The organism is Nonomuraea sp. SBT364, assembly GCF_001083785.1.
Lineage (GTDB): Bacteria > Actinomycetota > Actinomycetes > Streptosporangiales > Streptosporangiaceae > Nonomuraea.
Genome location: NZ_LAVL01000027.1, coordinates 34730 through 47494, shown reverse-complemented (window position 1 = coordinate 47494; position 12765 = coordinate 34730). Strand labels below are relative to the sequence as shown.

Sequence of the window (12765 nt, the reverse complement as noted above, 5' to 3'; positions counted from 1 at the left end):
TGCGTGAAAATCATCGCGGCGGACGTCATCGTCACCAGCCCCGACCGCAACTTCGTCACCCTCAAGATCACGACGGACGAGGGGATCACCGGGCTGGGCGACGGCACGCTCAACGGACGTGAGCTGTCGGTCGCGTCGTACCTGGCCGACCACGTCGTCCCGCTGCTGATCGGGCGGGACCCGCACCGTATCGAGGACACCTGGCAGTTCCTCTACCGCTCGGCGTACTGGCGGCGCGGGCCCGTCACGATGGCCGCCATCGCGGCCGTGGACGTGGCACTGTGGGACATCAAGGCCAAGGCCGCCGGAATGCCCCTCTACCAACTGCTCGGCGGTGCCTCCCGGAACGGGATCATGGCGTACGGGCACGCCTCCGGCCGGGACCTGCCGGAGCTGTTCGACTCCATCCGCCGGCACCTGGACCTGGGCTACCGGTCGATCCGGGTGCAGACCTCCGTGCCCGGCATCAACGCCGTGTACGGGGTGGCCGCCCAGCCCAGCGCCGACGGCAGACGGTACGACTACGAGCCGGCCCAGCGCGCGGCGCTCCCCGCGGAAGAGGACTGGGACACCCGCGCATACCTGCGCCACCTGCCCGGCATCTTCGAGGCGGTGCGCAACGAGTTCGGCCCCGAGCTGCCGTTGCTGCACGACGGGCACCACCGGATGACCCCCATCCAGGCGGCCAGGCTGGGCAAGGCGCTGGAGCCGTACGACCTGTTCTGGCTGGAGGACTGCACGCCCGCCGAGAACCAGGAGGCGCTGCGTCTGGTTCGCCGGCACACCACCACCCCGCTGGCCATCGGCGAGGTCTTCAACACCGTGTGGGACTACCAGACCCTGATCCGCGAACAGCTCATCGACTACGTCCGATCCGCCGTCACCCACACCGGGGGGATCACGGCCATGCGGAAGCTGCTCGACTTCGCCGCCCAGTACCAGATCAAGTCCGGCATCCACGGCCCCACCGACATCTCGCCGGTCGGCATGGCCGCCGCTCTGCACCTGGACCTGGCGATCCACAACTTCGGCATCCAGGAGTACATGCAGCACGGCGCGGCGACCGACGAGGTGTTCCGGCAGTCGTTCAGCTTCACCGACGGTTACCTGCACCCGGGCGAGTTGCCGGGGCTCGGCGTGGAGCTCGACGAGGAGGCCGCGGCCCGGTTCCCGTACCAGCCCGCGTACCTGCCGTTCAACCGGCTCAAGGACGGCACCGTCCATGACTGGTGAGCATGGGCCGGCCCCCCGGCACATCGTCGTGATGGGCGTGTCGGGGGCGGGCAAGACCACCGTGGCCCGCAGGATCAGCGAGCTGACCGGATTGCGGTTCACCGAGGCGGACGAGTTCCACCCGGAAGCGAACGTGGCGCGGATGCGCGCCGGCATCCCGCTGGACGACTCCGACCGCTGGCCCTGGCTGCGCGACCTGGCCGCCTGGATGGCCGACCGGCACGCCGTGGGCATCTCCACGGTGCTGGCCTGCTCGGCGCTCAAGCGCGCCTACCGGGACGTGCTGCGGCAGGGCCCGCCGGACGTGGAGTTCGTCCACCTGGACGGGGCCACGGAGCTGATCCGGGACCGGATGACCCGCCGCACCGACCACTACATGTCGGCCGGCCTGCTCGACTCGCAGCGGGCGATCCTGGAGCACCTCGGCCCGGACGAGTCCGGGATGGTGCTGGACGTGGCGCTGTCGCCGGACGAGCTGGCGGCGGCGGTGGTCGCCCGGCTCGGTCTGTCGCCGGCCACCCGCCCGGCGACCGGCCGGTCAGGACCGTAGCAGCCGCGGTCCGCCCGCGTCCCCGCTCGGCCGGGTGACGAGACCGCCACGTGGAGGCTCCGGCCTGCGAGCAGCCACGAGGAATCCGTCCGCGAACTGTCCCAGCGGTCCGCGATAATCACGCAACATGATCACGGATTTACGCGAAATCATCAGATTCCATCTCGCCCTGGGGCAGGACAGCCACGGGGCCATCCTGAACCAATGTGCGGACCACCTGGGGGACTCCACCGACGTCTCGTCGATCGTCGCCGAGGAATTCGAGTCCTACCTGGACGACCAGCGCACCTGGCCCGACATCCTCGACTCCGACCGGCTGCTGCGCGCATTCGGCGACCTGAACACCACCGGCATCGTCGCGCGCACCGATTTCGCCTGCTGCCTGACATGCGGGACGAACGAGATCGGCGGCGAGGTCCCCAGCGGCCAGGAGCGGCGCGGTCATGTCTTCGCCCACCGGCAAGACATGGAGGCTGCCGTCGCCGGCTTCGGCTGCCACCTGGCCTTCGGTTCCTTCGACGCCGGGACCAGCGCCGAGATCGGTGAGGAGATCGTCACGACCCTCCAGCGCCACGGTCTCGTCCCCGACTGGAGCGGCGACCCCACCGAACGCATTGACGTCCCCCTGACCTGGCGCCGCCGCCGCTTCGGCCGCCTCGCCACCTGGCCGGGAGGCCGTGACCCCGAAGACACGGCCCCGCAGCCCCTGCAGGTCTTTTACTGCGGCTACCGAGGCCGCGTGGAGAACGCCCAAGTCCCGATGTCGCTTGCCGAGGCCAGGAACGTCCTTCTGGAGCTGGCCCCCTACGAGGGCAACTTCGCCGGCTTCATAGGCCGCTCCGAAGGATGCGTACAGGTCGCATGGACCCGGAACGGGCACCTTTCGCTGGACTCCCCGGACCCCGCGAACCGCCTGTTCCGTCGCCGTGACGTGTCCATGACCGAGGCCGAGAACATGATCACGATCCTCGCCGACGAAGACCGCGTCGCCATCGACGAACTGGGCGAACTGACCATCGAACACTGGTCCTGACGGCGAAGCGCCCGGCGCCCGCATGTTTCCGCTGCCGCCGGTCAGCAGGGTGCCGCCGATGACGACCGCGGCGATGGCCCCGCCGTCACCACGACGTGAGAGTCATCGGAAGCCGGCCACGGCGTCCATGGTGTCGCGAGGTTCCAGGTGCTGTCCGCCGTCAGCGTCTGCGGACGGTTCCACGTGCCACCGGTGCCGTTCGCCGACCACACCCCGGCGTCGTGATGCCGCAGGTAGGAACCCGGGAAGTTGACCGACTCGAAGGAGTAGCAGCTGGAGTAGGCGAGGCCACGGCGGCGTACGGCGGGTGAGTCGGTCAGTCGGCGGTCGCGGCGGCCGCACAGGCGGCGAGGTCGTCGCGCAGCCGACGCTGCTGCGCCTGGGACAACGGTGAGAACAGCCGCCGTTCGACGGCGCGCACGGCGGCACTGACCTCCCGCAGCGTCGCCTTCCCGGCTGGGGTGAGCTCGGTCGGCAGTGCCCGGCCGTGAGCGGCTTGATCCGGCCTGGTGAGCAGGTCCCGCTCCTGCAGCCGGCGAAGGACGAGGTTCATCGACTGGCGCGTGACGAAGGCACGGCGCGCGAGTTCGGAGTTGGACAGTCCCGGATGCTGGCCGAGCAGTTCGAGGCAGGCGTATTGGGCAACGGTGAGACCCAGCGGACGCAGCACCTCGTCCATCGCGGCGTGCAGCGAGGCTTGCACCTGCTTGAGGACGTAGCCCACCGACTGGTCGAGGTCGCCCACGGTCTCTTCTTGCTTCATGTCAGCATTCTGACATACAGTCCTATGTCAGCAACCTGACATAGGAGAACTCCATGAGCGGACAGGTCACCTACTTCGAGCTGCCGAGCAGCGACATCGGGACAACCCAGCGGTTCTGGGGCTCGCTGTTCGGCTGGACGTTCCACGAGGGCAACTTCCCGGCTTACTCGATGATCCAGGGGCCCGCCCCGATGGGCGGATCGCCGCACGATGATTCGTCACGGCACCCGCGCATCTTCTTCGCCGTCGACGACATCGCCGCTGCCGTCGCCCGGGTGCGCGAACTCGGCGGCACGGCGGAAGACCCGGTCAGCATCCCCTCCGGTGCCTACGCCCACTGCACAGACGATCAGGGCGTGGAGTTCAGCCTCTCCCAGCAGGCCGGAGACCGGGATTGAGCCGCACCGGGATCGGTGAGCCAGGACCACAGGCATCCGGCCCCTCCTGAGGCCGTTGCTGCCGCTGGCGCTGCTCGCCGCCACCATCACCGGCGTGGAAGGGAAGGGGCGGGGTTGGAGCCGCCGGCGGCATGAGGGCCTGGCGGCCCGATCCGTCCAGCAGTTCGTAGTCGATGAACAGGGCCAGGGTGGCCAGCACGAGCGACAGTGTCGTCATGCTGATGCGTTTCAGGACGGCCAGTTGGATGATCAGGACGAGGAGGCCGAGGTAGACGAGCTGGGTGCCGAATCCGTACAGGATCTGCTCGGCGGCCGGGACGCTCCGGATCTGCTGGTCCAGGGCCTTCAGCTGTTCGCGTGTGTCGGTGGCGGACAGGACGTACAGGTCGACGAGCATCTCGGCGATCGAGGCGGTGACGCTGATCAGCGCCACCCTCAGGCTCCCCCTGGCGAGGATCTGCGCGGCGCCTCGGCTCCGGACCCGGCGGAACAGCTCGACGCAGGCGATGGCCAGCATCACGAAACCGATGAGCCGCCCGGATGATCCTGCTGCGCTGGATCGGATTTTCCCGACCCCCGCGGCTCCTGATCCCCTTCTCCCCGCGGCCCGCCTCAGGGTGTACGCGGCCGGGAAAGCGGCGCGTCCAGCCGGTCGAAGCCCTCCGCCGCACCTCGGGCCACGGGGGAGGAGACGACGAGATCGCGGGTGGCCGGCGTCGGCCTGTCCGGCGAAATCATGGCTGACCGGCGACTCGTCCGGGTGCCAAGGGCCGTCGAAGGACTCCGTGCGAGCGAGGCGGGCGGGCGGCTCGAACTCCCGGTAGAGGCCGCCGGAGGCCATCGAGGCGCCGCCCGGCCCGTTCCAGGCGAAGCGCCACGTGCCGCCGACGCGAGGCGACCTTGGCCGCGACCAGGTTCCAGCCGTGCGCGCCGTATCACTCGACCAGCGGTGAGGGCTTGGTCCAGGCGTCGAGGACCAGCCGGCGAGGGGCCGCGAAGACCCGCAGCGTCACCACGGTGACCCCGGCCGTCACGCGGACCACCGCGGATCGCGGCCGATGAAGCCGAGCAGCCGGTCCTGCGGCGAGGCGTCCTCCCCGACCCGCACCTCCGGGCCGAACACCTCCACGCCCGGACCGAACGCACCGGGTATGCGGAACTTCTCCAGCAGGTCCACGGGCAGCGCGGCGAGGGCCGACCAGTGGTATTCCACGTCGGCGGGGTCCATGGTGTCGTCCTGGCCCGTGGCTCGGGCGAGGTCCCATCCGTGCAGCGGAAGATCGGCGCTGGGGACCTGGTCGATGTGCTCCTCGGCCGTCATCCTGCCGGTGGGCGTCTCGCACTCGACGCTCGCCAGCGAAGGATCGTCCAGCACCGCTTCGATGTCGGCCCGCGCGGAACGGAACGCGGCGAGCGGATCCTCCTCCACGGACGGCGCGGCGCCGATCGTGCGGTCGATCTGGCGCAGTATCACGTGGTGCATGTCGATGATGTGCCGCACCACGTCCCGGGCAGTCCATTTCTCGCACGGGGACGGGTTGTCCCACTGGTCGGGGCGTGTGGCGGCGACCTTGCGATCGAAGGCGTCCGCGCGCCGCCGGTAGCGGTCGGTGATCTCACTCATCGTTGGCCTCTGCATCCTTGAGCGGGCCCGCCTCCAGCCGGCAGGGTCGCCGTTGCGCGTTCCCGGCCCCGGGAGATGAGCCCGGCGCGTCGGATCCGCGAGGGCGGCGAAGGTGTCGTCGAGCACGCTCGTCCATGACCTCTAAGTTCAATAACCATTTGGTTCTATACGGTAGTGGGGCCCGGCGTCAACCACCCTCGCGTGGCCTGGGCCCGGGGGCCTCCCGTGCTGCCGGGGCGCGCGGAGAAGAACGCGCAGAGGTGAATATCTGCTGTCGCAGATGCAGATATTGGTGCGACGCGCGGTAAGGTTTTGTGGCGTAGCCGACGAAATGCCGCCCTCATTTTCCGGCAAACCCGAACTGTGATACTGTTGTTGTCAGTTGCAGTTGTGGTTCCCGAAAACTTCAAGTGCCCTCGCCGGCGTCCTGTGCCGGTGGTGGCACTTTTGTATTGCCGGTGCTTTCCGGACGGGGTAATCATCGCGGCGACGCGAGGCTCGCACGGTGCGAGCTTTACGGGCACTGCCCCGAAGGAGATGCAAAATGGCTACTGGCACTGTGAAGTGGTTCAACGCGGAAAAGGGTTTCGGCTTCATCGAGCAGGACGGCGGCGGCGCTGACGTCTTCGCCCACTACTCGAACATCGCCGCCCAGGGCTACCGCGAGCTCCAGGAAGGCCAGAAGGTGAGCTTCGACGTCACCCAGGGCCAGAAGGGCCCGCAGGCGGAGAACATCGTTCCTGCCTGACACTGACGCACCACGCAGCTGGGGCCCGCGCCATAGGGTGCGGGCCCCAGCGCGTTGCTTTATGGACCCAAGCGCCGTGACGACGTCACAAACCGCGAAAGCAACATATCTACTCTTTCGCCGCCAACCGGATGCGCCACGATGAGCTCCAGTTCTCTGGCCCCGGTATCGCGCAGCCGCCGTTCTTCCCGGAGAACGCCGACCATTTCGACGCATGAGGTCAGCCTGTTTCCGCCGGCTCGGCCCCGTCTTTTCTCCGGCCCGTACTCGCAATTCTTGTGCCGCTCACAGTGCCGAGGATCACTTGATACGCGCCGCATCAAGGAAGGTTCTGCATGAACCGTTCGACTCGCACGCACGACCGCTACACCTCCACCCGTACGGGCGGCTCCGCCGGCCGGGGCGGCCGATTCGGCTCGCCGAAGCCGGGCCGTTCAGCCGCCCCCGGCCGTTCCGGTGGCTACGGGCGGCGTCCCGCCGCGCCCCAGGGGGAGTTCGCCCTCCCGGTCACCGTCACGCCGGGCCTGCCCGCGGCCGCGACCTTCGCCGAACTGAGCATGCCGTCCGCGCTGCTTGAGGTGCTCACCAGCTCGGGCATGAACGAGCCGTTCCCGATCCAGGCGGCCACGCTGCCGAACTCCCTGGCCGGCCGCGACGTCCTGGGCCGGGGGCGCACCGGGTCGGGCAAGACGCTCGCCTTCGGCCTGGCCCTGCTGGCCCGCATCTCCGGCCGGCGTGCCCGATCGCGGCAGCCGCTTGCGCTGATCCTCGTTCCCACCCGCGAACTGGCCCAGCAGGTCACCGACGCGCTCACCCCGTACGCGCGATCTCTGAAGCTGCGGCTGGCCACCGTGGTCGGCGGCATGTCGATCGGCAAGCAGGCCAACGCGCTGCGCATCGGCGCCGAGGTCGTCGTCGCGACCCCGGGTCGGCTCAGGGACCTCATCGAGCGTGGTGACTGCAGCCTGGACCAGGTCGGTATCACCGTCCTGGACGAGGCCGACCAGATGGCCGACATGGGCTTCATGCCGCAGATCACCCACCTGCTCGACCAGGTGCGCCCGGAGGGCCAGCGGATGCTGTTCTCCGCGACTCTGGACCGCAACGTCGACCTGCTGGTCCGCCGTTATCTGACCGACCCGGTGGTCCACTCGGTCGACCCCTCGGCCGGCGCGGTCACCACGATGGAGCACCACGTGCTTCACGTCCAAGGCGCCGACAAGCAGGCCACCACGGTGGAGATCGCCGCCCGCGACGGCCGGGTGATCATGTTCCTGGACACCAAGCACGCCGTGGACCGGCTCACCGAACACCTCCTGAACAGCGGCGTACGTGCTGCCGCGCTCCACGGGGGCAAGTCCCAGCCCCAGCGCACCCGTACCCTCGCCCAGTTCAAGACCGGCCACGTCACGGTGCTGGTGGCGACCAACGTCGCGGCCCGCGGCATCCACGTCGACAACCTCGACCTCGTCGTCAACGTCGACCCGCCGAGCGACCACAAGGACTACCTGCACCGGGGCGGCCGCACCGCCCGCGCCGGCGAGTCCGGCAGCGTCGTCACGCTGGTGCTGCCCAACCAGCGCCGTGACATGAGCCGCCTGATGGCCGACGCCGGGATCGTCCCGCAGACCAGCCAGGTCCGCTCGGGCGAGGCCGAGCTGCAGCGCATCACGGGCGCCCAGGCTCCCTCCGGGATCCCCGTGACCATCACGCCGCCGCCGGCGGCGGCGAACCGTCGCCCGGGACGCAACGGCCGGCGATTCCGCTAGCAGCGCCCACCGCCCGGCGGAACAGGACTACGCCGCATGAGGGTGTACAAAACGCTGATGAGCGAGCTGCTCGTCCACTGTTTCGTGGTCGTCCTGCTCACCGGCGCCGCCTTCCTCGCGTTCTTCTACCCGCCGGGCGACCGGATGACCTATTGGGGCACCTACGAGCCGTTGCGAGGTGCGTGGCGGCCCCGGGAGGGGGCCGATCCCCTGGCGTCTGACAGGCACCGGGCGGTCGTCACCTCGTTCACCTGAGCTGCGTTGATAGCATGAAGTGTGGCTCCGATCACGGCGTCGAGGCGGGCGGAGGGCAACCTCCCGGCCGGCTGCGAGGAGATCGTCGGGCGTCGGCAGGAGGCGGCCGACATCAGGCGGCTGCTGGCTTCCACGCGGTTGCTGACGCTCACGGGGCCCGGAGGGGTGGGCAAGACGCGCCTGGCGCTCCACGTGGCGGCCAAGTTGCGCCGCGCCTTCTCCGACGGCGTGTGGATCGTCCACCTGGCCACCCTGCAGGACTCCAGGCTGTTGGACCGCGCGGTGGCCGAAGCCCTCGGCGTCCATGACAAGGCGTCGCGCTCCTCCCTGGAGACGCTGATCGACCATGTCCGGGACAAGCGGACGCTGATCGTGCTGGACAACTGCGAGCACCTCATCGACGCGTGCGCCGTCTTCGCCGAGGAGTTGCTCCGGGCGGTCCCGGAGGTGCGCCTCCTCGCGACCAGCCGCGAGGTGCTCGGCGTCCCCGCCGAGGTGCGCTACGTGGTGCCGCCGTTGTCGCTGCCGCCGCACGACCGGCGCCTGACAGCCGAGGACGCGGGCCGGTACGAAGCGGTGACCCTGTTCCTGGAACGTGCCCGGACCATCGATCCGCGCTTCTGCCAGGGTGACGACTACGGCGGCGTGGCACGGCTGTGCCGGCTCATCGACGGCATCCCGTTGGCCATCGAGCTGGCGGCGGTGCAGTTGCGTGTCCTGTCACTCCACCAGATCATCGACAGGCTCGGCGACCACCTCGGCGCCCTCACCCCGGGATACCGGACGGCCGTGCCCCGGCACCAGACCTTGCGTGCGGCGGTCGCCTGGAGCTTCGAGTTGTGCTCGCCTGCCGAGCAGACGCTCTGGCAACGCCTCACGGTCTTCGCCGGCGGCTTCGACCTCGACGCGGCCGAGGAGGTGTGCTCGGGCGACGGCCTGGCCCGCGAGGACCTGCTGCCGCTGCTCGCGGCGCTCATCGACAAGTCCGTCCTGACGCACGACAACATCGGCCCGCGAGCTCGCTACGGCATGCTGGAGCTGTTGCGCCAGTACGGCGCGGAGCGCCTGGCCGCGAGCGAGCCGCGGACGGACGTGCGGCGCCGCCATCTCGATCATTACCGGCGACTGGCCGAGCGGATCCGCGCGAGCTGGTTCACCCCGGCGCAGGTGGATTCCTACACCAGTGTGGTGCGCGAGATGCCGAACTTCCGGGTGGCGCTCGACCACGCCCTGGCCGATCCCGCCCGCACGGAAGCGGGCTTGAAGATCATCACGAGGCTCTACGGCTACTGGGTCTATTCCGGCGGCTTCAGCGAGGCCCGCTACTGGCTCGACCGGGCCATCCCGTTGATGCCGGGCGCGGACCCGGCCCGGTTCCGGGCGCTGGCGACGCAGGCGCTGTTCGCCCTGATGCAGGGGGAGATCGGCGCGGCGGAACCGCTGATCGGCGAATGCCGTGCGCTGGCCGGCGACCGGCGGGACCGGGGCGAGCAGGCGATGGTCAAGTTCCTGTCGGGCCGGCTCGCGTTGCTGCTCGGCGACTACGACGACGCGGTCAGCCAGTTGGAGCAGAGCGTCGAGTGGTACGAGAACGCGGGCGGCGCCGTCGCGGACGACGTGCTGCAGTGGCCCTTCCTGGGCGACTTCTACCTGGCCCTGGCGGCCGTCTTCGGCAGGGATCCGCGAGCGGCCGAGTTCGCCGCCCGATGCCGGCAGACGGCCGAGGACGCGGGGGCGCAGGGCGAGATGTCCATGGGGGTGTGGGTCAGCGGCATGGAGCGCTGGCTGGCGGGGGAGACGGAGCGGGCTGCCGAGCTCTTTCTCGCGAGCATCCGCATCGGCCGCTCCATCGGCTACCGCTACGGCGCCGCCTGGGCCATCGAATCCCTGGCCTGGGCGACAGCCGCGCACGGACGTGACGAGCAGGCCGCGCGCCTGCTCGGCGCGGCGGCCTCCATCCGGCGGATCCTGGGGCTGTCGCTGCCGGGGTTCCGGGCCTACGCCGACGAGCACGAGCAGTGGGAGGCGACGCTGCGCACCAGAATGGGCGGGACGGCATTCGCGGCGGCCTTCGAGCAGGGAGCCGCTCTCGACGTCGACGAGGCGGTCGCGTACGCGCTGCAAGAACCGGAGCCGTCGCCCACGGCCGGTCGCGACGAGGCCGCCCGGCCGCGCGCCGGGACGGCCGAACTGACCCCGCGCGAGCTCGAGGTGGCCCGCCTCATCGCGCAAGGAGTGCGGAACAAGGAGATCGCCGCCCGCCTGGTCATCTCGCCCCGCACGGCGGAGGGGCACGTGGAACACATCCTGACCAAGCTCGGCTTCACCTCGCGCACCCAGATCGCCGCATGGTACTTCGACCAGGTCGCGGCACCGGGCGATGAATAGGCCGGTCATCGCCGTGCTATGCCTCCCCGGCCAGCTCGAACCAGACGATCTTGCCCGTGGTCGTGTAGTCCACGCCCCAGTCGCACGACAGCGCCTCCAGCAGGAACAGGCCGCGCCCGCCTTCCTCGTCGGGCCCGGACAGCCGGGCCGCGGGCAGCGGCTCGGGCGAGGAGTGCTCCTCGACCTCCAGCCGCAGCACGCCGGCCGCGTCGCTCATCCGCACGTGCACCGGTTCGGCCGTGAAGGCGACCGCGTTGGCGACGACCTCGGTGACCAGCAATTCGGCGGTGGAGCCGTCGCCGAATCCCCATCCGCGCGCCTGCGCGCCCACGCGGTGCCGCGCGGTCGGCACGGAGGCGACGGCGGGCGGGAAACGCCACGACCGGTGTCGCCGATCCTCACTGCCCCGGCACATTGTCGCGCACTCGGAGATGTTCATGCCGTCCTCCCCCTCAGATGGCGGTGAGCGGGCTTCGGAGCCCCGAACGGATCGCTCACATCTCCATCGTCGGCCGCGGGGTCAGCGGGGATAACCGGGAAACTACCTGTTCCGGGTACGTGCACGTAGGTAGTGGGCGAGCCGCTCAGCTGTAGCGGGGTGGGCGCGCGGCCGGCCAGCCGGTCAGCTCTTCCAGGGCGGCGGCCAGGCGGATCAGCGTGGCCTCGTCGAACGGCGCGCCGATCAGTTGCGCGCCGATGGGCAGCCCGTCGGCCGCGGTGTGCACGGGCAGGCTGATCGCCGGCAGGCCGGTGACGCTGGCCACCGTGGTGAAGGAGACCATGGCCAGGGCGCTGGGCATCGCGGTCCCGGGATGCCGGTTGGCGTCCTCGCGCACGGCGCCCAGGCGCGGGGGCGGGGCGGCCATGGTGGGCGTCAGCAGGACGTCGAAGTCGCGCCGCCACTGCGCGACCACCTGCCGCGATTCGGTCTGCAGCAGCGCCACGGCCTGCGCGTACCGGCCGGCGTCGATGTCGCGTACCCGCTCCCATCGGTGCCGGTTGTACGGCTCGGCCAGTCGGGGGTCGTCGAAGGGATGCACGTGGAGGGACGTGGGGATGACCGTCTCCACGTAGGCGTGCGCGCCTCGCGGGCTGAGGAGGAAGGGCGTGACGGGGAAGACGTCGTGGCCCAGTTCCTCCAGCAGGGCGGCGGCGGCCAGGGCGGCACTGACGCACTCGGGATCGACCGGCAGGGCGGTGGGGGCGTCGAGGAGCAGGCCGACGCGCAACCGGCCCGCCGGGCGCCCCGGCTCCGTCGCGTACGGGCGGCCGGGTGCGGGTGCCTGGAACCAGGCGAGCGGATCGGGCGCGCAGAGCGCGTCCAGGATGGCGGCGGTGTCCTCGACATGGCGGGTGATGACCCCCTCCGTCGTGCAGTACTCCCACCAGGACTGGACGCGCTGCGGGATCCGTGCGCGGCTGGGCTTCAGGCCGACCAGGCCGCACGCGGACGCGGGCATGCGCAGCGAGCCGCCGCCGTCGTTGCCGTGCGCGACGGGGGCCATACCCGCCGCCACGGCCGCGGCCGCGCCACCGCTCGACCCCGCGGGTGAGCGGGTGAGGTCCCACGGGTTGGCGGTCGGTCCGTAGCGGGCGTTCTCCGTGGCGGGGAGCGTGCCCATCTCAGCGGTGTTGGACCTGCCCATGAGGATGAAGCCGGCATCGAGGAGCCGGTCGACGACCAGGTCGCTGACCGCCCGGGGCGCGTCGGAGACACCACGCGAACCCATGGTGTTGGGCTGTCCGGCGACCGAGGTCACGTCCTTGACCGGGAGGGGCACCCCGTGGAACGGCCCGATCCGGTCGCCGGACGTCAGCGCCCGTTCGGCCGCGCGGGCGGCGGCCAGGACGCCCTCGTCGTCGCGCCAGATGATCGCGTTGAGCTCCGGGTCGAATCTGCCGATCCTGTCCAGGTACGCGGTGACGACTTCGGTAGGGCTGAGGTCGCGGGCACGGATCGCACCGGCCAGCCGCACCGCGGACGCGAACGGGTCCAAGGGTTGC

14 protein-coding genes are annotated in these 12765 nt (G+C 70.4%); 8 read left to right on the top strand and 6 right to left on the bottom strand.

Annotation, left to right across the window (positions count from 1 at the left end; all coding sequences use genetic code 11):
• Window positions 1-3 precede the first annotated feature (3 nt).
• The 3 genes from manD (at window position 4) to ADY59_RS15570 (ending at window position 2816) form a co-directional block, all read left to right on the top strand.
• On the top strand, window positions 4-1233 hold the full coding sequence (gene manD, locus ADY59_RS15580; RefSeq protein ID WP_049562755.1) for a D-mannonate dehydratase ManD: 1230 nt from the start codon (window positions 4-6) through the stop codon (window positions 1231-1233).
• Window positions 1223-1783 (top strand): gluconokinase, encoded by a 561-nt coding sequence (locus ADY59_RS15575; RefSeq protein WP_049562753.1) that lies wholly within the window; start codon window positions 1223-1225, stop codon window positions 1781-1783. The genes manD and ADY59_RS15575 overlap by 11 nt, the downstream gene beginning before the upstream one ends.
• Before the next feature lie 127 nt (window positions 1784-1910).
• Window positions 1911-2816, top strand: a complete 906-nt coding sequence (locus ADY59_RS15570; protein WP_049562752.1) for a DUF6891 domain-containing protein — start codon at window positions 1911-1913, stop codon at window positions 2814-2816.
• Between the two features lie 41 nt (window positions 2817-2857).
• Here the strand turns inward: ADY59_RS15570 and ADY59_RS54030 are convergent, their stop codons facing one another.
• Window positions 2858-3136, bottom strand: coding sequence for an AbfB domain-containing protein (locus ADY59_RS54030; RefSeq protein ID WP_442937702.1), 279 nt, complete (start codon window positions 3134-3136; stop codon window positions 2858-2860).
• Entirely contained in the window at window positions 3133-3579 is a 447-nt protein-coding gene (locus tag ADY59_RS15565) for a MarR family winged helix-turn-helix transcriptional regulator (RefSeq protein WP_049562751.1), read from the bottom strand. The genes ADY59_RS54030 and ADY59_RS15565 overlap by 4 nt, the downstream gene beginning before the upstream one ends.
• 53 nt (window positions 3580-3632) lie before the next feature.
• On the opposite strand from ADY59_RS15565, the gene ADY59_RS15560 reads away from it, so the two are divergent.
• Window positions 3633-3977: a VOC family protein gene (locus tag ADY59_RS15560; RefSeq protein ID WP_049562750.1), complete on the top strand. Its 345-nt coding sequence runs from the start codon at window positions 3633-3635 to the stop codon at window positions 3975-3977.
• Here ADY59_RS15560 and ADY59_RS15555 read toward each other — a convergent pair.
• Together ADY59_RS15555 and ADY59_RS15550 are read right to left on the bottom strand one after the other, a co-directional pair.
• Window positions 3943-4494 carry a hypothetical protein gene (locus ADY59_RS15555; RefSeq protein ID WP_049562749.1) on the bottom strand — a complete coding sequence of 184 codons (552 nt, stop codon included), beginning with the start codon at window positions 4492-4494 and terminating at the stop codon, window positions 3943-3945. The genes ADY59_RS15560 and ADY59_RS15555 overlap by 35 nt on opposite strands.
• 513 nt (window positions 4495-5007) lie before the next feature.
• Window positions 5008-5601 carry a TIGR03086 family metal-binding protein gene (locus tag ADY59_RS15550; RefSeq protein WP_049562747.1) on the bottom strand — a complete coding sequence of 198 codons (594 nt, stop codon included), beginning with the start codon at window positions 5599-5601 and terminating at the stop codon, window positions 5008-5010.
• Window positions 5602-6145: 544 nt separating this feature from the next.
• Here ADY59_RS15550 and ADY59_RS15545 point away from each other — a divergent pair.
• The 4 genes from ADY59_RS15545 (at window position 6146) to ADY59_RS15530 (ending at window position 10761) form a co-directional block, all read left to right on the top strand.
• The gene (locus ADY59_RS15545; RefSeq protein WP_049562746.1) at window positions 6146-6349 is read left to right on the top strand and encodes a cold-shock protein; all 204 of its coding nucleotides are present in this window, start codon (window positions 6146-6148) and stop codon (window positions 6347-6349) included.
• Window positions 6350-6684: 335 nt separating this feature from the next.
• The gene (locus ADY59_RS15540; RefSeq protein WP_049562744.1) at window positions 6685-8118 is read left to right on the top strand and encodes a DEAD/DEAH box helicase; all 1434 of its coding nucleotides are present in this window, start codon (window positions 6685-6687) and stop codon (window positions 8116-8118) included.
• Between the two features lie 36 nt (window positions 8119-8154).
• Complete coding sequence (locus tag ADY59_RS15535) at window positions 8155-8373, top strand: hypothetical protein (protein WP_049562742.1); 219 nt, start codon at window positions 8155-8157, stop codon at window positions 8371-8373.
• A gap of 21 nt (window positions 8374-8394) precedes the next feature.
• A complete protein-coding gene (locus ADY59_RS15530) occupies window positions 8395-10761 on the top strand; it encodes a helix-turn-helix transcriptional regulator (RefSeq protein ID WP_049562737.1) in 2367 nt (788 codons plus the stop codon).
• Between the two features lie 16 nt (window positions 10762-10777).
• Here the strand turns inward: ADY59_RS15530 and ADY59_RS15525 are convergent, their stop codons facing one another.
• Both ADY59_RS15525 and ADY59_RS15520 read right to left on the bottom strand, forming a co-directional pair.
• Window positions 10778-11200 (bottom strand): ATP-binding protein, encoded by a 423-nt coding sequence (locus tag ADY59_RS15525; RefSeq protein ID WP_082310128.1) that lies wholly within the window; start codon window positions 11198-11200, stop codon window positions 10778-10780.
• A gap of 145 nt (window positions 11201-11345) precedes the next feature.
• Window positions 11346-12758, bottom strand: coding sequence for an amidase (locus ADY59_RS15520; RefSeq protein ID WP_197093658.1), 1413 nt, complete (start codon window positions 12756-12758; stop codon window positions 11346-11348).
• Window positions 12759-12765 lie beyond the last annotated feature (7 nt).

What these genes read in the sequence shown, in the direction of transcription:
- ADY59_RS15575 (WP_049562753.1), top strand. Translation starts at nt 1,223, where the DNA reads ATGACTGGTGAGCATGGGCCGGCCCCCCGGCACATCGTCGTGATGGGC.
- ADY59_RS15535 (WP_049562742.1), top strand. Translation starts at nt 8,155, where the DNA reads ATGAGGGTGTACAAAACGCTGATGAGCGAGCTGCTCGTCCACTGTTTC.
- ADY59_RS15565 (WP_049562751.1), bottom strand. Translation starts at nt 3,579, where the DNA reads ATGAAGCAAGAAGAGACCGTGGGCGACCTCGACCAGTCGGTGGGCTAC.
- ADY59_RS15550 (WP_049562747.1), bottom strand. Translation starts at nt 5,601, where the DNA reads ATGAGTGAGATCACCGACCGCTACCGGCGGCGCGCGGACGCCTTCGAT.
- ADY59_RS15560 (WP_049562750.1), top strand. Translation starts at nt 3,633, where the DNA reads ATGAGCGGACAGGTCACCTACTTCGAGCTGCCGAGCAGCGACATCGGG.
- ADY59_RS15545 (WP_049562746.1), top strand. Translation starts at nt 6,146, where the DNA reads ATGGCTACTGGCACTGTGAAGTGGTTCAACGCGGAAAAGGGTTTCGGC.
- ADY59_RS15525 (WP_082310128.1), bottom strand. Translation starts at nt 11,200, where the DNA reads ATGAACATCTCCGAGTGCGCGACAATGTGCCGGGGCAGTGAGGATCGG.
- ADY59_RS15570 (WP_049562752.1), top strand. Translation starts at nt 1,911, where the DNA reads ATGATCACGGATTTACGCGAAATCATCAGATTCCATCTCGCCCTGGGG.
- ADY59_RS15555 (WP_049562749.1), bottom strand. Translation starts at nt 4,494, where the DNA reads ATGCTGGCCATCGCCTGCGTCGAGCTGTTCCGCCGGGTCCGGAGCCGA.
- ADY59_RS15540 (WP_049562744.1), top strand. Translation starts at nt 6,685, where the DNA reads ATGAACCGTTCGACTCGCACGCACGACCGCTACACCTCCACCCGTACG.